Consider the following 19,269-nt stretch of genomic DNA (forward strand, 5'->3'; position numbering starts at 1 on the left):
GTCCGTTCACCTCTCTTCGAAAACCACCACACTGCGCGCTTGCACACGACATGCTTTGCTTTCCGCCCTGACCTCTTCGGCAAGCGGGACGATGTCGTGCGGTGGGACCGCTGCCGTATCGACGACGCGCCGCCAGCCCCGCTTGTCGAAGTCAGGAAGCGCGACGAGGCGCGCGACTTGGTCCATGTTGAACACCACGTGCAGCAGCGGCTCGTCGGAAGTTTGCCCGGCAAGCGTGAAAGCGAGGAGACAGGATTCCGGGTCGTGCCATGCGGGCTCATGCAGGCGCTCGCCGTGCCAGGCCACGTCGGGGTGCGTCTGCCCGTTTGCGGGACGCCCGGTGAAAAAGCGCGCACGGTGCAGACTCGCGTGCCGTTTGCGCAACGCAATCAACTCACGCACGAAGCGGGACATGTCCATACCGGCATCTGACGGTGTCCAGTCGAACCAGCCAAGTGCGTTGTCCTGGCAATAGCAGTTATTGTTGCCACGCTGGCCGCGCAGTACCTCGTCGCCGGCGAGTAGCATCGGTACGCCCCGGCTCAAGAACAGGATGGCAATCAGGTTCCGCGCCTGGAGGCGTCGAAAGCGGAGCACTTCAGGGTCGTCGGTCTCGCCTTCGGTGCCGCAGTTCCACGAGATATTTGCATCGCTGCCGTCGCGATTCTCTTCGCCGTTGGCTTCGTTGTGCTTTACCTCGTAACTCACCAGATCGTTTAGCGTGAAGCCGTCGTGGCAAGTGACGAAATTGATGCTGTTGCTGGGGAGCCTGCCGTCGTCCGCATAGAGGTCCGAGCTTCCCGCGATGCAGCTGGCAACTTTGCCGACGAGGCCGCGATCGCCGCGCACGAATTGGCGAATCACATCCCGGTAGCGGCCGTTCCACTCGGCCCAGGCCATGCCAGGGAAAGCGCCGACGTGATAAAGACCGGCAGCATCCCATGCTTCGGCGATCAGCGGCACGCGCGAAAGCACTCGCGAAGACTCGATAGCCCAGGGAATCGGCGGGTCGGCCATCAGTTCGCCTCGCTGGTCGCGCGCGAATACGCTTGCCAGATCGAAGCGGAATCCGTCGACGCCCAGCTCCTCCACCCAGTATTCGAGGCAATGCACAATGAATGCGGTTACCACAGGATGGTTGCAATTGACCGTATTTCCGCAGCCCGTGTAATCGCGGTAGCGGCGCCGGTCGCCCCCGTCGAGATGGTAAAAGATGTCGTTCGCCAGGCCCTTGAAGTTAATCACCGGCCCTGAAGCATCGCCTTCCGCCGTATGGTTGAAAACGACATCGAGCAGCACGAAGATGCCCGCGGCATGCAACGCGTCCGTGAGCTCCCGGAATTCCTGCGGAGCGCGATTGGTATCGATGCAGTATCGGGGATGCGGGCTGTAGTAGCTGTGCGTGCTGTAGCCCCAATAGTTGCAAAGCCCGCGCACGGCTGCGGCTTGCGGCACGTCCTGCTCATCGAAGGCCATGACCGGCAGCAGTTCGACGTGGGTGACGCCGAGCTGCTTCAGATACGGAATTTTTTCGATTAAACCGGCGAACGTTCCGGGATGCGCTACACCGCTCGAAGGATGGCGGGTGAAACCGCCGACGTGTAACTCGTAGATAATCGCGTCGTCCAGTCCGCGCGATGCTCGGCTGCCGGACGCGAGCATCGGCTCCGTCACGATCGCGCGGTGTGTTGCATGCCCGGCGTCGGCCGTATCGCCAGCAGGGCGCCGTGTCCATAGATCAGTTGACACGGCACGGGCAAAAGGATCAAGCAGTTCCTTGCTCGGATCGAACGCGCAGCCGGTATGCTGCGTGTCCCGCGGTCCGTCCGCGCGCCATGTGTAACAGGTGTGCAGCGGCAGGTTTTCCACCAGCACATGCCAGTAGAAGAAGGTTCGATTACGCTCGGACACGAGCGGGACGATCTGGAACGGCTCGCGACTGCTCGGGGCCGCATAGAGCAGAAGTTCCACCTGCGTTGCGTGGCGGCTGAAAACGCAAAAGTTGACTCCCCCGGGCACAACCGTTGCCCCCGGGGGGAAACGGGATCCGGGATGAACCGGATAAACTCGGGCCGGGCCGGTTTCAGAGTCGCTGGTCAAGATCGACGCTCACCGGGTGAATCTTCCAGATCTGTTCGCAATACTCGCGTATCGCGCGGTCGGAGGAGAACTTGCCCGCCCGCGCGGTGTTGAGTATCGACATACGGGTCCAGCGTCTCGCATCCTGCCAGGCGGCGCTCACCTCCTCCTGGCACGCCACGTAGGCCGCATAGTCCGCCAACACGAGGAACGGATCGGTTTGCCGCAGATTTTCGATCAACGGGCGGAACATATTGCGGTCTCCACGCGAGAAGTGCCCACCCGCGATCAGATCCAGTGCTTCACGCAGTTCCTCGTTCGCATTCACGCAATCCGCCGGACGATAGCCCTCGCAATGGATCTGCTCCACCTGGTCTGCGGTCAGGCCAAAAAGGAAAAAATTCTGATCGCCCACTTCCTCCCGGATTTCGACGTTCGCGCCGTCGAGTGTCCCGATGGTCAGTGCGCCGTTCATCATGAATTTCATGTTACCGGTGCCTGACGCTTCCTTGCCGGCGGTGGAGATCTGCTCGGACAAGTCGGCGGCCGGATAGATAAAGTGTGCGTTCTTCACGTTGAAGTCCGGGAAGAACACGACCTTCAGCCTGCCATCCATCGCAGGATCATTGTTCACGACTTCGGCCACACCGTTGATCAGTCGAATGATCAGCTTGGCCATTGCATACCCCGGCGCCGCTTTTCCGCCGAACACGAAACAGCGGGGCGCGACAGCCCGTTGCGGGTCGCGACGCAAGCGCTGATACAGCGTAACGACGTATAGCGCATTCAGGTGCTGGCGCTTGTACTCGTGAATGCGCTTGACCTGAATGTCGAACAACGCGGTAGGATCGACGACGACACCAACCGCGCTCCGTATGTGCTGCGCCAGAGCCTCCTTGTTCGCACGCTTGACGCCGCGCCACTCGTCCTGGAAGGCAGCGTCGTCGGCATGCGCTTCGAGAGCCCGAAGCCGCGTGAGGTCGGTCACCCATCCCTCCCCCACAGTCTTGTCCAGCAGCCGCGCCAATCCCGGGTTGCTGAGCAGCATGAAGCGACGCGGGGTGACGCCATTGGTCACGTTATGAAAGCGCTCGGGCCACAGTTGCGCGAAGTCGCGCATCACGGTCTGCTTGAGCAACGCGGAATGCAGCGCCGCCACGCCGTTCACGGCACAACACCCGACAGTCGCCAGATGCGCCATGCGCACTTTTTTCTCGCCTGCCTCGTCGATCATCGACATCCGCGCGAGGCGTGCGTCATCGCCGGGATAACGTTGCCGGACCTCGTCGAGAAAGCGGCGGTTGATCTCGTAGATGATTTCGAGCGGGCGCGGCAGCAGGCCGCGAAAGAGCGGCAGCCCCCAAGTCTCGAGTGCTTCAGGCAGCAGCGTATGGTTCGTATAAGCGAGCGTGCGCCGGGTGATGCTCCATGCCTCGTCCCAAGGCAGCAATCGCACGTCCACGAGCAGGCGCATCAGTTCCGCAACGGCGATTGAAGGATGGGTATCGTTCAGTTGCGCCGCAAACATGTCCGCGAAGCGCCCAATGGGTTCGCCCTTGAGATCGAGCAGGCGCAGCATGTCCTGCAGCGAGCAGGAGACAAAGAAGTACTGCTGCGCGAGACGGAGCCGCTTGCCGGCTTCGGGCTCGTCGTTGGGGTAAAGTACCTTGGACAGCGTTTCGGATATCACCTTCTCCTGCACGGCCTGGTAATAATCGCCAGCGTTGAAGTCCTGCAGGTCGAAGGACTCGACGGCTTCGCTCTTCCACAGGCGCAGCGTATTGCAGGTATTGACCCGGAATCCCAGCATCGGCGTATCGCAGGCCACGCCCTTGACCATGTGCGCCGGAATCCATTGCACGCGCAGGCGGCCCTGAGGATCGGTCTCGCTTTGCGTATGTCCGCCGAACGCAACGTAGTAAGCCACGTTCGGGCGCACGATCTCCCACGGGTTGCCCTTTTGCAACCACTTGTCGGTAACTTCCACCTGCCAGCCGTCGCGGATCTCCTGATCGAAGATGCCAAACTCATAGCGTATGCCGTAGCCCACGGACGGTATTTCGAGCGTCGCCAGTGAGTCCAGATAGCAGGCGGCAAGCCGTCCGAGCCCGCCATTGCCGAGTCCCGGCTCTTCCTCGATCGCGAGCAGCGCGTCGAGGTCCTGGCCGAGCGCCTGCATGGCGGCACGCGCATTCGCCTCGATACCCAGATTGACGAGGTTGTTGCCGAGTTGCGGTCCGATCAGGAACTCTGCGGAGAAGTAGCAAGTCACCCTCAACTCGCGTTCGGCATAGGTCTGGAACGTCGCAGCCCAGCGCGCCAGCATGCGATCACGCACACTGTAGGCAAGGGCCATGTACCAGTCATGCGGGGTAGCGATGCCCGGTGGACGGGCCTGCAGGCAGATGAGATTGTCGAGCACGCCGCGCTTCAGCGCGTCGGCATCCAGCCCCGTTCGCGCGGAGCTGCGGATAGCGGTGGTGGTCGGGTCGGCAGCCATAATCGTTCCCTGCGGTTATCGGGGCTGGCGATCGGGGCTGGCGTTCACTCGGGCCATACCCAATCGGTGATCTCCGCGCGATCGATGCCATGCGTGTGCGCGTAGTCCAGGTTGCTGATGATCGCGTCCTTCATGTCTTCCCTGAGATGCGCTGTCCTGCCCTGCAATCGCGGCACGCGGTCGAGTACGTCGATCACCAGATTGAAGCGGTCGACCTGATTGAGAATCGCGAGTTCGAGGGGGGTGTTGATGTTGCCCTTCTCCTTGTAGCCGCGTACGTGCAGATGCTCGTGATTGCGAAAGCGATAGGCCAGTTTGTGGATCAGCCACGGGTAGCCGTGGAAGTTGAAGATCACCGGCTTGTCGACGGTGAAGAGGCTATCGAACTCGCGCTCGGTCGAGCCATGCGGATGCTCGCTCGCGGGCTGCATCCTGAAGAGGTCGACGACGTTCACGAAGCGCAGCTTCAGCTCCGGCAGCCGTTCGCGCAGGATGGCCGTGGCCGCCAGTGCCTCCTGGGTGGCAACGTCGCCGCACGCGGCCATGACAACATCCGGTTCCTCACCTTCGTCGTTGCTTGCGCGCCGCCAGATGCCCAAGCCTTTCGCGCAATGCACTATTGCCTCGTCGATGGTCGTGAATTGCAGGTGCTTCTGCTTGTCCGCGACGATGACGTTGATGCAGTCGGTCGACCGCAGACACCCGTCGGCCACGGCAAGCAGCGTATTCGCGTCCGGTGGAAGGTAGACGCGCGTGACGGACGGGCTCTTGTTGGTTACGAGATCGATGAACCCCGGGTCCTGATGCGAAAAACCGTTGTGATCCTGCCGCCACACAGTCGACGACAGCAGAATGTTCTCGGACGATACCGACGCACGCCACGGCACGTGATTCTTGCTGATGTCCAGCCATTTCGCATGCTGGTTGAACATCGAGTCCACCACGTGCGCGAATGCCTCATACGTGTGAAAGAAACCGTGCCGCCCGGAAAGCAGATAACCTTCGAGCCAGCCCATCAACGTATGCTCGGACAGCATCTCCATCACCCGGCCGTCGCGCGCCAGTTCCCCGCCGTCCTCGTCTTCCGGCAGGAGATCGGCCATCCAGATCTTCTTGCTGACCTCGTAGATCGACTGAAGGCGGTTGGACGCCGTTTCGTCGGGGCCAAACACCCGGAAGGTGTTCATGTTTTCGCGCATCGTGTCGCGCAGGAATTCCCCGAGCGGCCGGGTATTCTCTTGCAGCACCTTGCCCGCCTGTGTCACGTCTACCGCATACGCGCGGAAATCGGGCAACTTCAATTCACGGCGCAGTATTCCGCCGTTGGTATGCGGATTGGCGCTGATGCGACGTCGTCCTTTGGGCGCGAGGGCTTTCAGTTCGGGAAGCAGTCGTCCGTCGGCATCGAACAGTTCTTCGGGCTTGTAGCTGCGCAGCCAGCTATCCAGAAGCTCGAGATTCGCGGGATTGCCGCGCACGTCGGAGAACGGCACCTGATGCGAACGCCACGAGCCCTCGACCTTGTGTCCTTTGATCGTCTTCGGTCCCGTCCACCCTTTGGGCGTACGCAACACGATCATCGGCCAGCGCGGCCGCTCGACTTCGCCGCCAGCGCGCGCCTTATCGTGGATCGCGCAAATCTCGGCGACGACCGTATCGAGCGTGTCCGCCATCTTTTGATGCATCTCGGCATGGTCCGAACCTTCGACGAAATACGGCTTGTAGCCATAGCCCACGAACAGCGCTTCCAGCTCTTCGTGGCTGATGCGTGAAAGCACGGTGGGGTTAGCGATCTTGTAACCATTCAGGTTAAGAATCGGCAATACGGTGCCGTCCCGCGCCGGATTGACGAACTTGTTCGAATGCCAGGCCGTGGCAAGCGGTCCCGTCTCCGCTTCGCCATCCCCAACGACGCAGGCCACGATGAGCTCGGGGTTATCGAACGCGGCTCCGTACGCATGCGACAGGCTATAGCCAAGTTCGCCGCCTTCGTGGATCGAGCCAGGAGTTTCGGGCGTAACGTGCGAGCCGATGTGGCCTGGAAACGAGAACTGCTTGAAGAACTTCTGCATCCCCTCTGCGTCTTCGCTTTTGTCCGGATACACCTCCGAGTAGGTGCCTTCCAGATAAGCGGGGCCGAGTACGCCGGGAGCTCCGTGTCCGGGACCCGCCATGAAGATCACGTCCAGATCGTCGCGTTTGATCACGCGGTTCAGATGCGCCCAAACGAACGAAAGCGCTGGACTCGCGCCCCAATGCCCGAGGAGCCGCGGCTTGACGTGCTCCGCCTTGAGCGGCTCGCGCAGTAGCGGATTGTCCATTAGATAGATCATACCGACCGAGAGGTAGTTGCATGCGCGCCACCACGTATCGATCAGCCGAAGTTCATCGCTGCCAGGCCCAGTCTGCTCCGAAGCAGCCGTCGTAGGATGTGTGCCCATATCGATGTCTCCTGTCCTTGCGCATTGCCGTGTTCTCAATCCGGAACATCTTCCACAACCACGCCACCAATCAGGAATTCTGCGAGCCGGCGCGGTTCAAGGTTATCGAGCCAACTCCGTACTTCGCCGGCAAGGCCCACGCCGGTCGTGTTCGGGCGGGTCTTACGTTCGCGGATCCACGTTCGTGCCTCGGGGTTTTTGACTGCCTCGGTAAGCAGATGGTGCATCTCGACGACTTCAACGCCGCGTTCGCGCATCTTTGTCACAAAGAACAGACCATCACCTTGTGCAGCTTGCCGGCCTCGGAGTGAACTCCGAGGTTGAATGTCTCCGTGCTCACCATGCTGGTCCTGAATTGCGAGTGTGACGAATCTCTTGCAGGTTTCAGGGGGCGGCAACAACTCTCCGTTCTACAAACCGGATGGCAGTTTTCTTTGCGTACGTGAATGCCGCTCCCGGACTCATGCCTGTGGTGATGACTAGCGGGCCCCGGGGGCGTAGGAGTCGCACCGGATGCGACTCGGAGCCGAGCGCAATGGCATGCTGACCCCGGTAAACAAAGTGGCTACGGTTACGGTCGGCAGATCGACAAACGCGCGACGCAGCACGGTACAAACTAAAAAATAGCTTTGCTGACGCTTTGCCACAATAGGACTTTGGGTTTATTGGCCGATCGATAACGCTGGCTGAAGTGCGTTTCAGTTCAGATCAGTTCGTAATCGACTCGGCAGCCTGTTCTCCTTCGGTGACGGGCGGCGACCGCCGGGGCGACGGTATGCCGTCCTTCTTTCACACGGCTGACAACATTTCTCCTGCAAGCTTCGCGCAGATCAAGGTCAGTTTCGAGCCTGTTATGGGAATGCGGCGCGTGCGCCCGTCACCCGCCAAGATGACGGAGTACTGGAAGGAGCATGGCCGCTATGCCGACGTCCCGAGCGTGACGTCGTGGACGCACGACCTGCCTTTCAACGTTGACGAAAACCGCGTCCGCTCCCTGTTCTGCGCAATGGAGGCACGAATGGCACTCCCACCCGAGCTAGTCGGTGTGTCTGGAGACGGAGTGAGTTTGATGTCCCCGATGGGCGGCACCGCTTTGCCCTGCTGTCGGTCGGGGGCATGACGAGCTTCCCGACACACGTTCCGGCCGCTCGATCCTACGACATCGTCCGACAGATCGGTGCAAAGCAACCGGATCCGTGCTGGCATCGGAGAGAAACGAATTCATGCATGCGAGCAGATTGGGGTTATGCCGTCGATGCACTTGCGTTGGGATATGGCACTTGCGGCACCAATTACCGCTTCAACCGCGGCGCTGCCCTTCCCTCTCGTCCTGGCCACCATCGTCAGGCTGTGACCATGCTCTCGGTCCGCTCGGCGGGGTGTGAACCCGCATATGCGGCACTGGAATCTCAATACCCGCCTCGTCCATCTTTCGTTTGAGCCGCGCATTAAAAGCGCGCACCACGCCCCACTGCTGCATCGGCCGCGTCTTGATCTGCCCTTTCACAACCATCCAGTTAGCCTCGAAACGCTCAAGCCCCCACACTTCGACGGGCGCAAGTATTTCGTTGCGCAGGCGAAAGTTTCCCTGCAGGTCTTCGCCCACTTCCACGATCATGCGTGTGACTTCATCAAGGTCAAGCGAGAAGGGCACTCGTACCTCGAACACCGCATTGGCGAAGTCACGCGACAGGTTTTTAACGATTTTTATCTGCGAGAAGGGAATGGTGTGAACCGCGCCTTGTCCGTCACGTAACCGGACCGTGCGAATCGTCAGGTCCATGACGATGCCGGCGTGGCTGCCGTCAATCTCAATCCAGTCACCGACCGAGATCGTCTCCTCGACAATGATGAAGAGCCCCGTGATCAGGTCGGTGACGAGCGTCTTCGCACCGAAGCCGACTGCAAGACCGATCACGCCTGCGCCCGCAAGGAGAGGCGTAAGATTGACGCCCAGGGTGGCGGCGGCGACGATGGCGGCGAGGGTCGCAACCGCGACGAAAACAGCGTTGCGCACGAGCGGCAACATCGTGCGTGCGCGCATGCCGGGGTCGAGTGCCTTGTTCCGCGAACTGCTCGGGCCCAGCGCGTTGAGAATGGCGGTGTCGCACAGTATCCAGATGAACCAGGCGCCAAAGACCGTCGCGACAACTGTAATCAGCGCGTGCTTGAAACTGGGTGTCATCGCACTGTGCTTGATCATTCGCGCGATCGGTCCGCTCCACAGGTCCAGCTCGAATTGAATGTACGCGAGCCACATCAAAAGGACGAGCAGCGTGCTCACGAAGCGCAAGAGTCGCATCAGGTGCGGCGCGCGGCGCTGGGCGCGCGTGTCCCTTCGACGCGTCACGTGCATCAGCAGCGCCGACACGAACAGCGTGAGCACGAGTAACAGCGCACTGAGAAGCGACGGTTGTAGTACGTTCTCTTCCGAACCGCGCGCATCAACGATCGTAAAAACCGATGCGATCGCGATTAAAAGGACCGGGATGTTCCACAGCGATGCCAGGATATCGAGCGCTTCCGTGGCGAGTTTGTGATCACGCCTTTGCGCATACGGGCGATTGCGTATCAGATGCGTGACGGGCCGCCGGTAAGCGAGTGCGAAATAACCGATCAGCAGGGCCGCAGCCACATTTGCGGATGCCGATACGAGCCCGGCGAGATTCAAACCGAGCAGGTTTGTGACGTCTGGATTGGCCGTCGCGTCACCGAGCGCACCACATGCACCGATAGCGAAAAGCGGCCAGCGGCTTTGCGCGAGCAGCTGATGAACTGCGACACGCCGGTGTGCCGTGTTGAACGCAGAGAACACAATCAGGCAGATTGCCGAGAAGATCGAACCCGCGACTATGGCATAGACGATCACAAGCCCCAGCGTGCCGCCGAGCGCGTCAGGCATTCCGCGCATGAACAGCGCCACCGCCACGAAAGCGGCGATCCATGGCGCCGTCCGCCAAAATGCAAAACTCAAGAGTTCGAACGAAGTTGGACCCGGTTCCAGCGTGAGCTTCCAGCCGTAACGCGCACCGATGCGCCGCCGCAGATAGATCAACAGGCCAGCGCACGCGCCCCAACCCACAAACGTCGCGATCATGCCAAGCAGGACGTGGCCGAACGACTCCCCGCTTCCGCCGCTGAGAATAGTCCAAAGATCGTCGGCCGCCGCGCTCGAACGGGCCGCCCAGAAATGCAAGGGTGTGCGGCCTTCACTCAAATCCGTTTCGACAGACGCAATGCCTGACGCAATCGCGCCGAGCATATCGCTTTTGCCTTGTCCGGACGATGCCGGCGCAGCGGGGGCGGCACTTTGGGTACCTTCACGAAGCCCCTTCAGATGGGCTACCAGCGCTTTGCGTTGTGGATCGCTCTCGAGCGTGCCGATCAGGCTGTCCAGTGAGCGCGCCAGTTCGGCCTGACTCGCGGGCGTTGGTGCCGATGCAGCCTGCGCTGCGGAAGCTGGCGGCGCGGTGCCACCCGTCACATTGTTGAGGATGTTTTGCAGCCCGGCGGGCAACGCGGCTGCCGCTGGACTGATGGCCGCCGTCGACAGAACGAGGAAGCTGGTCACGACCAGCCATAAGCAGGCGCACCCAATGGCACACCACACGTCTTCATATAATCCAGCGTGCGCCGGCAGTCTGGCGGAGACCATGGCATGACTGGATTCACACTGCATAGAGGGGGTCATGGAGATCCCTTCCGAGAGGTCACCTCTGTGAGAGCTGGATCGCCCCGGGCTAACGCTATTACGAAAGCCTTGGCGCACCCGAACTGCGTTTCGTGCGGTTAAAGCATACATCACCATAAACCGATGCCCACTCGGGGTTTTGTTGCAGTAAGGCTCGCAGCCGAAAGGTGATCGATATGAGCAGCACTGCTTATATTGCCAGTTCGTGGAATCGATCTGCGGCGGACGGATGGGTTCCGCGAGCGCACTTCATCTGTCCTTTGGCGATCATATGCATCACTTCGATGCCGCCAGGAAGAATCCGGACGCAGCGAAAAGTCTTGAACCCCAGCATGGGTCGGGTGCGCCGCTTGATCGCCCGATGGTCTTGCTCGACGAGGTTGTTGGGATATTTGGACTGGCGGATCTTGACAGGCGTTTCACGATCCGCATTGATGGCTTCGAGCACCGCGAGATCGGCACCGCTCTTGTCGATGGTCACCGTCTCCGGGACGCCATTCTGGGCGATCGCGTCGGTCGATCATTCGACCGTGCGCCCTCTGGGCGCTCAAGCTGTTGCCGGTACTGGAGAAAGCGTTTCGTCGTCGCAAGCGGCCAGTTGGAAAGAGCTGGCGAATGGATGAGACGTACATACGCGTCAAGGGCGACTGGAAATATCTCTATCGGGCCGTCGACAAGGACGGTAACGCCATCGACTTCCTGGTGCGCGCCCAACGGGACAAGACTGCAGCCCGGCGTTTTTTTGAGAAATCGTTCGGCCATCATTTCTTCAAGATGCCGCAGACTCAGCGGATAGGCGACGTACCAGCGCACGCACGTCAGAATCACCTCCAGTGGATAGCGCAAGCGTTTCAATACCTTGGCCAACGGCGGGATCAGCGTTTTCATCGATTCTCTCAGCAGCAACTTTGTATCGCTGGAATTCCACCGGCCATCTCTTACTGCGACACAACCCGTTACTATGCGTGGATTGCAAGGGTGATCCGGTTGAGTATCGAGCGGCTCGCAGCGCCGCTCGATACGCAGAACTCCCGTCTGGCGAACGATATGAACGGGTTCTACGCACAAACAGACGCCGCGGCGACGAAGCAGATACAGGACACGCGGCGGGCAGCGCAGAAAAAGACGCGTGAAGCGAAGAGCGATACGCGCGATCAGACGAAAAAGAAAAACGAAACCACACCTGCGCCGGCATTCCGTGCGCAGTGAGCACGCTGCTATTGCTAGGTCTGCTTTTTCTTGCGCGGCAAGCCGGGAATCGAAATCAGGTTCAGCGCAATGACCGCGATCGCCACGCCAACGAAAATGGCGAGCGCGCCGTACCGGTATTCCATACTGCGGTCATAGACCAGTCCGGTAATGGCGAAATAGAGACCACTGAGCCAGATGGCGATGCCCACTAATGCAATCGCAACCCGCCTTTCCGATTTCTTCATCGGGACCTCCAACATTTGCGACCGGTTTTTAAAAACATATTGTTCGCTATGGCGGCCTTTGCCTGCCTTTGTCCTGCGACCCGGGCCACAAGCGTCGTTATCGTGTCGTGACGGACTCGAAACACAAGCTGCGTGCCGCGCAGAATCTGCCGGAGGGTCCAGCGTCGGCCTGAACCCGGCGCGCGGCATCATTCGGACGGGGGGCACCCAAACTGCTAGCCTCGACTTCCAGCGGATGCGCTGCTCGATGAGCGGCAAGGGTAATTGTTGGAAATGTACTGATGAAGAGCTTCTTTAACAGCCTAAAGAACGAACGGGTGCCCGCTAACGCACTATCGCACGCATCAGCAAGTCGCGGCGAACCTGTTCGAATACACGGAAGTGTTTTATTAGCGCAGTCGACGTCATTTGTCACTCGGCTTCGTACCGCCAGTTCAGTTCCTGCATGGCTGGATCAAAGCTCGGCAGATCAAGGATCCACGCTTTCAGCGACGCAGCTTATTTGTGCGAGACGAGCGAGCAGATTCACTGCGACGCCCGTTCTTTTCGCTAGAAACGTGAAAACAAGGCATGGCAGGATAGGCTTCCGCCGGTTCTGGACGCCATGTGCAACGCATTTCTACTCGACAAACAGGTCGCGTCGAGCGTCAAAAAAATCGAACCGTGCCTTTGCCTCTCGGACGAAGTCCTTGCAAATACGATCATCTCGTCATGAGTCAATGGCTGCGCGAAGCCCCCTGATCGGGTGTCGCCCTTGATGGGTAGAAGCCGGCGCGGCCAGTTGTCTTCGGCCTCGCCGTACTCCATGTGCCTGGCTATTGCAGCTTACATGCCGCCAAGCGGCTTCCTCACCGTCAGCTTGTTGGTCACCGACGTCACTCCTGGAACGCCCCTGGCGATCGCCTCGGCCTTGCCGATCTGGGCAGCTTCCGTGACCGCGCCATTCAGTGTCACCGCGCCGTCTTTCGCGATGACACTGATGTCTCCGGCGCTGATCTCCTTGTCCTTCCCGAAGGCGGCATAAATCCTGCGGCGCAGGGCACGGTCCGCTTTCCTGCCCGCGGGAGCCACGGAGCCCGATGCCGCCGTCGCGGACGCACCTTGCGCACTGGCTGCTTCACCGGTCTGGGACCACGCCGTCGTGGATACCGCAACGAATGCGGCGGCCACCAGCGCGAGTGTGATTGCTTTCATAGATTACTCCGGTTCATGAAGGTGACGGGATCAGAAGCTATGGCGAATGCCGACCATGGCCGCAGTGGTGGAGACGCCCGGCGCAACCGGATTCCCATAGATGATCGTCTGGTTCATCGTCCCCTTGTTGTCGACATAGCCGACTTGCGCGTACGCCTTGGTCCTTTGGGACAGGTTGTATTCGGCACCCACTGCGAATTCGCTCGAGTGATTCGCTGAATTGTTCCGGTCCTTCAGGTAGTAGTAGCCGGACGTGATCTTGAAGCGCGGATTGAACTGGTAGCCGAGGCCGCCCGACGCCATTTCGAAGTCGACGGTATTGCTCTTCGCCGGGTTTTTGCCGATGGCGTACGAGGCGGATAATGAAAACCCGCTGATCGTATACATCGCACCGAAATAATAGAAACGGTTATTGCTCTCGCCTGTCGCAGGCACGGCCGGAGCCGCCGGAAAGTTCTGCGGAAACGGATTGGTGTCATGTCCGTTGTAATACACAGCGGACAGGTTCAGACCGTAATTCGAATACTTGAGCACAGCCGACTCACGCGTGCCGCCCTGGAACTGTCCCGCGACGCCACCCGGCGCGTACTCGAGCGCAAGCGACGCGCCATAGAATTTCGGCGAATTGTAGACCAGCGCGTTGCTGTCATAGAGGGCGCCGATTGGAGCGTTCGTGCTGGTGCCGGGCCAGCCGGCTGCCTGATTGACGCCCAGCCACGCGGTCAGAATACTGCCGAAATACTGCGCGCCGCGTACGTCGGTTTCCGCCATGGCGTAGATCATCGGGATGATCTGCCGGCCGGCGTCGAACGTGCCAAACGGCCCGGTCGCGCCGATTGTCGCAAACTGGTTGAAGATCGCGGTCGTGCCCGGCGTATCGGACAGACCGAACTTGCCATTCGTGGTGTTGAACGTGCCTTGCAACTTGAACGTGATCTTGTAGCCGCCGCCGATGTCCTCGCTTCCCTTCAGGCCCCAGAAGCTGGAATAGATTCCGCCGTCCTTGAGCTGATAGACATGCCCCAGGTTACGCGCGTTCGGCAGAAAGGTTGCGGCCGAGGTGCTCTGATACAGAAGTCCCGTATCGAGTACGCCATAGAGCGTAACCGACGACTGGGAATGGGCCGCTGCGGAAAACACTAGCAGCACTGCCGAGCTATACGATTTTAATTTCATTGCGTCTCCTCCGAGTGTGGGGCGCGCCGGGTAGACCCGGCAATTTATGACTTGTTGTTCGAATGAAACTGTGTTGTTGCCAAGTCGGTATCTCAGGCCGGCAGGTAGTAGTCGCCGAACTGATCCCGAAGGCGGTTCTTGAGCACCTTGCCCGTGGCACCGAGCGGAACCGAGTCGACGAACAATACGGCGTCCGGCTTCCACCACTTCGCAACCCGATCGTCAAAGAACGTGAGCAGTTCGTCCGCGGCGAGCGTGCTGCCCGGCTTCCTCACGATCAGCAGCAGCGGCCGCTCGTCCCACTTCGGATGCCGCGCGGCGATGCATACCGCTGTCGTGACTTCGGGGTGCAGGTACGCGACGTTTTCGATGTCGGTCGAACTGATCCATTCGCCGCCGGACTTGATGACGTCCTTGCTGCGATCCGTAATCTGCATGAAGCCGTCGGGATCGATCCTGGCGACGTCGCCGGTCGGGAACCAGCCGTCGCGCAGCGCCGGTGTGTCGTCACTGCCGAAATACTCCCGCGTGACCCAATGACCGCGCACGAGAAGGTCGCCAGTCGCGGTGTCGTCCCACGGCAACGCGTTGCCTTGCAGGTCGACGATTTTCATGTCGATGCCGAACACCGGACGCCCCTGCTTCGCCTGAAGCGCATAGCGTTGCGCCGCGGGCAGAGACACCTGATGTGCCTTGAAACTGCAGACGGTGCCAACCGGGCTCAATTCCGTCATACCCCATGCATGCAAGACGTCGACGTGATGGCGCTCCTGGAACGCCGCCGTCATCGCTGTCGGGCAGGGAGCGCCGCCGATAATCGTGCGCTTCATCGACGAGAACGAACCCTTGATCGCGTCGACATGCGCAAGCAGTCCCTGCCAGACTGTCGGCACGCCGGCCGAAAGCGTGACCTGTTCGTCCTCGATCAGTTCATGGAGCGATTGGCCGTCCAGCGCCGGCCCCGGAAACACCAGCTTCGCACCCACCATGCAGGCGATATACGGCAGTCCCCACGCGTTGACATGGAACATCGGCACGACCGGGAGGATCGCGTCGCGCGCCGAACAGTTCAGCGCATCCGGCAGCGCCGCCGCGTACGTGTGCAGCAGGGTCGAGCGATGGCTGTATAGCACCCCCTTCGGATTGCCGGTCGTCCCGGACGTGTAGCACAGCGATGACGCGCTGTTTTCGTCCAGCAGAGGCCAGTCGAAAACGTCGCTTTGACCGTTGACGAGATCCTCGTAGCACAGCAGCCTCGCCGGCAGCCCATGGTCTCGCGGCATGTGCGCGCGATCGGTCATGGCAACGAAGACCTTCGGACTCTTGACCCGCGAAGCGACGCTCTCGATCAGCGGCAGAAACGTCAGGTCAAAGAACACAACGCGATCTTCCGCATGTTCGATGATGTACGCGAGCTGGTCGACGTGGAGCCGGGGGTTGAGCGTATGCAACACGGACCCCGCCCCGGACACGGCGAAATACAGCTCCATGTGCCGGTAGCCGTTCCACGCCAGCGTCCCTACCCGCTCGCCCGGCTTGATGCCGAGGCTTGCGAGGGCATTTGCCATGCGGCGCGCGCGTTGCGCAAAATCCCGGTACCGATACCGGTGAATGTCGCCTTCGACCCGTCGTGACACGATCTCCTGGTCGCCGTGATGGCGTTCCGCGTGCATGAGCAGCGAAGCAACCAGCAGCGGTTGCTGCATCATCAAACCTTGCATTCTGTTCCCCTAAATAGCTGTATGTTCCCGCACGGCCCGGATCACGGCGCCGAATTGCCCACCGGTGCCGGCGCGGGACCGGCGGCCGGGTCCTCGAGACTCACGACCAGCTTCCCGTCGACGGCCCGAACCGGGAACGTCGTCAGGCTCAACCCGCCTACGCCCGGCATGCAGCCGGTGCGCACGTCGAAGCGCAGACCGTGCGCCGGGCAGCGCAGCACGCACCCCTCGAGTTGACCGCTTGCGATCGACGCCCCGTTATGGGGACATGCGTTGTCGATGGCGTGGATCGTGCCGTCGATGTTGAACAGGACAATGCTGCGGCCATCGACGAAGGCCAGTTTGCGCTGGCCTGGTGCGAGTTCATCGACCACTCCAACCGGTATCTGACGTGACATTCCCTGTTCCTTTAGCTTTGGACTGCAAACACCATGACTGCCTGCATTGCTGCGAGCGGGACACGGCCTCATCCGGATTGCGCTTGCCGATAAGGCACCGCGGGCAGATGAAGTCGAAGAAGGTTTCGCTCACCTGGAAGGCCCGCTCGCTCGCGTCCCGATCTGGCTGTGCAGGTCCGGTTCTGATCAGACAAGCTCATTGATCAGCGTCTGCGCCATCGCCCACTCACCAAACCCTGCAGCCGGATTCAGGTGACCGACTTCGCCAAGGTCGACGAGACGACTGCCCCAGTTTTTCGCCATCGTCGCGACACGTTCGAACTGCGCGAGCGGATCGTTGCGGCTCGCGCCGACGATGCTCGGGAACGGCAGCGGCTTGCGTGGAACCGGATGCCAGCCGTTCTGGGCTAGTTCATCGATGGCCGGATAGCCCGCCGGCAGCGGCGTCTCCAGGTCGGCAGGAGCGGCGAGCAGCGCGCCGTGAATCCTGCGGCTGTGTTGCTGGGCCCAGTGCACCGTGATCATCACGCCCGCGCTATGCGCGACGAGGATCACCGGGCCATGGATTTTCGCGAGCGCGGCATCGAGCGCTGCGACGCGCGCCGCGCGACTGAGCTTGTCGCGCTCGAGCGGCGGCACTGAGGCGGCCTTGGGCAGCATCCGCTCCAGCAGTGTTTGCCAATGCTCCGCGACGTGGTCGCGCAAGCCCGGCACCATCAGGATGGTTGGTGTCATATCGAGAGTCATGATGCGATCAGTACGGCCTGTCACCGACAATTCCGGCGCGCTCCATCTTGCGGTGACACGGCGCGTAATCCATCACGGCGTAGTGCTGTGTGCTGCGGTTGTCCCAGATCGCGATGCTGTTGGGCTTCCAGCGCCAGCGGACCTGGTACTCGGGGATGTACGCCTGGCTAATGAGATAGCGCAGCAGGTCACCCGCACCCGGATTGGCGTCCTGCCCGAAGCGCACGCGCGCCGCCGTGTGGTAATTGGTGAAATGGGTGGTGAAGGCACTCACGAACAACACCTCCTCACCGGTCTCCGGGTGCGTGCGCACAACTGGATGCTCCGCATCCGGAAATTGCGCCTTAAGAGCGAGACGTTTTTCGATCGGCATCGCGGCACCAAAGCTCGCCTCGATGCTGTGGCGGGCGCGCAGGTCTGCAATCTGGGCCTTGATGTGGTCCGGCAAGTTCTCGTAGGCGAGCACCATGTTTGCCCACATCGTGTCGCCGCCGACGGGCGGGCACTCCACGCAGCGCAGGACAGCGCCGAACTGCGGCGCCTCGCGCCAGGTGGCATCCGCATGCCACGCGTTTTCATACCGGTCGTTAGGCTGATCCGGGTTCTTGTAGATGCGTACGAGGCCCGGATGCTCCGGGTCGCTGCCGGCGACGGGATGGTCCTCCAGTTCGCCGAAACGGCGCGCAAACGCAAGATGCTCGGCGCGCGAGATGTCCTGGTCGCGCAGAAACAGCACCCGGTGTTTGAGCAGCGCCGCACGGATCTCCGCAAACAGGCCGTCATCGTCGACGGCGTCGGCCAGATTCACGCCGACCAGTTCGGCGCCGATGGCGCATGTCAATTGTTCGACTCGCATGGTGTTCTCCTCAGATGACGAAGACTGACGAGCCAGTCGTCTTGCGCGATTCAAGATCGCGGTGGGCCTGCGCCGCGTCCTCCAGCGCGTAACGCTGGTTGAGTTCGATCTTGATGCGGCCTGCGGCGACATGCCCGAAGAGTTCGCCGGCGAGTTCGTCCTTTTCCGCGGGGTCGGCGATGTAGTCCGCCAGCGCGGGGCGCGTCAGGTAGAGCGAGCCCTTCATCGCCAGAAGCTGGGGATTGAACAGCGGGATTGGCCCCGACGCCGTGCCGACGCAGACCATCAGGCCACGGCGCCTGAGCGAATCGAGCGACGCCTCGAAGGTATCCTTGCCGACGCTGTCGAACACGACGTTCACGCCGACGCCGTTGGTCAGTTCGCGCACGCGCTTCGCGACGTCCTCCCGTCCGTAGTAGACGATGTGGTCGCAGCCATGCGCACGGGCCATCTCGCCCTTGGCCTCATTCGAAACCGTGCCGATCACGGTGAGACCCAGCAGCTTCGCCCATTGCGACACAATCAGGCCGACACCGCCGGCGGCGGCATGCAGCAGGATGGTGTCGCCCGCCTTGAAATCGTGAATGCGGCGCATCAGGTACGACGAGGTCAGACCTCGCATCGTCATGCCGGCAGCCGTTTCGCAGGAGATCGCATCCGGCAGCTTGATGAGCGGTGCCGCCGGGACGAGGCGTTCAGTGCTGTACGCGCCGAGTGTGTTGAGAAAGCCGGTGTAGGTCACGCGATCGCCGACTGCGACGTTGGTCACGTCGGGGCCGATTGCCTCGACCACACCGGCGGCCTCGACGCCCATGCCCGCAGGGAGCGGCACGGGGTACAGGCCGCTGCGGAAGTAGGTGTCGGCGAAATTCAGGCCCACTGCCTCATGGCGCAAGCGGACCTGTCCGCGGCCGGGGTCGCCCACTTCAACGTTTTCATAGCGCAAGACTTCGGGACCACCGGTTTCATGGAAACGCACTGCTTTTGCCATATCGAATCTCCTATCCTTTACTCGAACTGCAAATTTATT

At 61.0% G+C, this 19,269-nt stretch carries 13 protein-coding genes and 3 pseudogenes; 2 read left to right on the forward strand and 14 right to left on the reverse strand.

The window, feature by feature from the left end; genetic code table 11:
• Positions 1-6: 6 nt before the first annotated feature.
• The 6 genes and pseudogenes from glgX to P0D96_RS34495 form a co-directional block, all read right to left on the reverse strand.
• Positions 7-2,100 (reverse strand): glycogen debranching protein GlgX, encoded by a 2,094-nt coding sequence (glgX, locus tag P0D96_RS34470; protein ID WP_408318122.1) that lies wholly within the window; start codon positions 2,098-2,100, stop codon positions 7-9.
• A complete protein-coding gene (locus P0D96_RS34475) occupies positions 2,084-4,579 on the reverse strand; it encodes a glycogen/starch/alpha-glucan phosphorylase (RefSeq protein WP_408318124.1) in 2,496 nt (831 codons plus the stop codon). Before P0D96_RS34475 ends, glgX begins: the two co-directional genes overlap by 17 nt.
• Positions 4,580-4,623: 44 nt before the next feature.
• Positions 4,624-7,020 carry a phosphoketolase family protein gene (locus P0D96_RS34480; protein ID WP_408318126.1) on the reverse strand — a complete coding sequence of 799 codons (2,397 nt, stop codon included), beginning with the start codon at positions 7,018-7,020 and terminating at the stop codon, positions 4,624-4,626.
• 44 nt (positions 7,021-7,064) lie between these two features.
• Positions 7,065-7,295: pseudogene (locus tag P0D96_RS34485) on the reverse strand (arginine deiminase family protein); the annotation flags it as partial.
• Positions 7,296-8,320: 1,025 nt separating this feature from the next.
• Positions 8,321-10,828: a mechanosensitive ion channel family protein gene (locus tag P0D96_RS34490; protein WP_408318128.1), complete on the reverse strand. Its 2,508-nt coding sequence runs from the start codon at positions 10,826-10,828 to the stop codon at positions 8,321-8,323.
• A 73-nt stretch (positions 10,829-10,901) separates the two neighbouring features.
• A complete protein-coding gene (locus P0D96_RS34495; RefSeq protein ID WP_408318130.1) occupies positions 10,902-11,192 on the reverse strand; it encodes a DDE-type integrase/transposase/recombinase in 291 nt (96 codons plus the stop codon).
• A 34-nt stretch (positions 11,193-11,226) separates the two neighbouring features.
• Here P0D96_RS34495 and P0D96_RS34500 point away from each other — a divergent pair.
• A pseudogene (locus P0D96_RS34500) lies at positions 11,227-11,464 on the forward strand (DDE-type integrase/transposase/recombinase); the annotation flags it as partial.
• A gap of 470 nt (positions 11,465-11,934) precedes the next feature.
• Here the strand turns inward: P0D96_RS34500 and P0D96_RS34505 are convergent.
• Positions 11,935-12,147 (reverse strand): DUF2964 family protein, encoded by a 213-nt coding sequence (locus P0D96_RS34505; protein WP_132383185.1) that lies wholly within the window; start codon positions 12,145-12,147, stop codon positions 11,935-11,937.
• A 159-nt stretch (positions 12,148-12,306) separates the two neighbouring features.
• Between P0D96_RS34505 and P0D96_RS34510 the strand changes: the two are divergent.
• Positions 12,307-12,624: pseudogene (locus P0D96_RS34510) on the forward strand (integrase core domain-containing protein); the annotation flags it as partial.
• A gap of 348 nt (positions 12,625-12,972) precedes the next feature.
• Here the strand turns inward: P0D96_RS34510 and P0D96_RS34515 are convergent.
• From P0D96_RS34515 to P0D96_RS34545, 7 genes are all read right to left on the reverse strand, one after another.
• Positions 12,973-13,341 (reverse strand): BON domain-containing protein, encoded by a 369-nt coding sequence (locus P0D96_RS34515; RefSeq protein WP_408182201.1) that lies wholly within the window; start codon positions 13,339-13,341, stop codon positions 12,973-12,975.
• Positions 13,342-13,371: 30 nt separating this feature from the next.
• Complete coding sequence (locus tag P0D96_RS34520; RefSeq protein WP_408318132.1) at positions 13,372-14,517, reverse strand: porin; 1,146 nt, start codon at positions 14,515-14,517, stop codon at positions 13,372-13,374.
• A 92-nt stretch (positions 14,518-14,609) separates the two neighbouring features.
• A complete protein-coding gene (locus tag P0D96_RS34525) occupies positions 14,610-16,238 on the reverse strand; it encodes a 3-(methylthio)propionyl-CoA ligase (RefSeq protein ID WP_408318134.1) in 1,629 nt (542 codons plus the stop codon).
• Positions 16,239-16,279: 41 nt separating this feature from the next.
• Complete coding sequence (locus P0D96_RS34530; protein WP_408289629.1) at positions 16,280-16,636, reverse strand: Rieske (2Fe-2S) protein; 357 nt, start codon at positions 16,634-16,636, stop codon at positions 16,280-16,282.
• Positions 16,637-16,822: 186 nt separating this feature from the next.
• The gene (locus P0D96_RS34535) at positions 16,823-17,383 is read right to left on the reverse strand and encodes an RBBP9/YdeN family alpha/beta hydrolase (RefSeq protein WP_408289626.1); all 561 of its coding nucleotides are present in this window, start codon (positions 17,381-17,383) and stop codon (positions 16,823-16,825) included.
• A gap of 7 nt (positions 17,384-17,390) precedes the next feature.
• Positions 17,391-18,239 carry a TauD/TfdA dioxygenase family protein gene (locus P0D96_RS34540; RefSeq protein ID WP_408289623.1) on the reverse strand — a complete coding sequence of 283 codons (849 nt, stop codon included), beginning with the start codon at positions 18,237-18,239 and terminating at the stop codon, positions 17,391-17,393.
• Positions 18,240-18,249: 10 nt separating this feature from the next.
• Positions 18,250-19,230, reverse strand: a complete 981-nt coding sequence (locus P0D96_RS34545) for a quinone oxidoreductase family protein (RefSeq protein ID WP_408318136.1) — start codon at positions 19,228-19,230, stop codon at positions 18,250-18,252.
• Positions 19,231-19,269: the final 39 nt, after the last annotated feature.

It is taken from the genome of Paraburkholderia sp. RL17-347-BIC-D, from assembly GCF_046027915.1.
Lineage (GTDB): Bacteria > Pseudomonadota > Gammaproteobacteria > Burkholderiales > Burkholderiaceae > Paraburkholderia.

Excerpts from the sequence above, each read along its gene's own strand:
- P0D96_RS34490 (WP_408318128.1), bottom strand. The coding sequence starts at position 10,828 with ATGGTGATGTATGCTTTAACCGCACGAAACGCAGTTCGGGTGCGCCAA.
- P0D96_RS34535 (WP_408289626.1), bottom strand. The coding sequence starts at position 17,383 with ATGACTCTCGATATGACACCAACCATCCTGATGGTGCCGGGCTTGCGC.
- P0D96_RS34520 (WP_408318132.1), bottom strand. The coding sequence starts at position 14,517 with ATGAAATTAAAATCGTATAGCTCGGCAGTGCTGCTAGTGTTTTCCGCA.
- P0D96_RS34540 (WP_408289623.1), bottom strand. The coding sequence starts at position 18,239 with ATGCGAGTCGAACAATTGACATGCGCCATCGGCGCCGAACTGGTCGGC.
- P0D96_RS34505 (WP_132383185.1), bottom strand. The coding sequence starts at position 12,147 with ATGAAGAAATCGGAAAGGCGGGTTGCGATTGCATTAGTGGGCATCGCC.
- P0D96_RS34480 (WP_408318126.1), bottom strand. The coding sequence starts at position 7,020 with ATGGGCACACATCCTACGACGGCTGCTTCGGAGCAGACTGGGCCTGGC.
- P0D96_RS34545 (WP_408318136.1), bottom strand. The coding sequence starts at position 19,230 with ATGGCAAAAGCAGTGCGTTTCCATGAAACCGGTGGTCCCGAAGTCTTG.
- P0D96_RS34530 (WP_408289629.1), bottom strand. The coding sequence starts at position 16,636 with ATGTCACGTCAGATACCGGTTGGAGTGGTCGATGAACTCGCACCAGGC.
- P0D96_RS34525 (WP_408318134.1), bottom strand. The coding sequence starts at position 16,238 with ATGCAAGGTTTGATGATGCAGCAACCGCTGCTGGTTGCTTCGCTGCTC.
- P0D96_RS34515 (WP_408182201.1), bottom strand. The coding sequence starts at position 13,341 with ATGAAAGCAATCACACTCGCGCTGGTGGCCGCCGCATTCGTTGCGGTA.
- P0D96_RS34475 (WP_408318124.1), bottom strand. The coding sequence starts at position 4,579 with ATGGCTGCCGACCCGACCACCACCGCTATCCGCAGCTCCGCGCGAACG.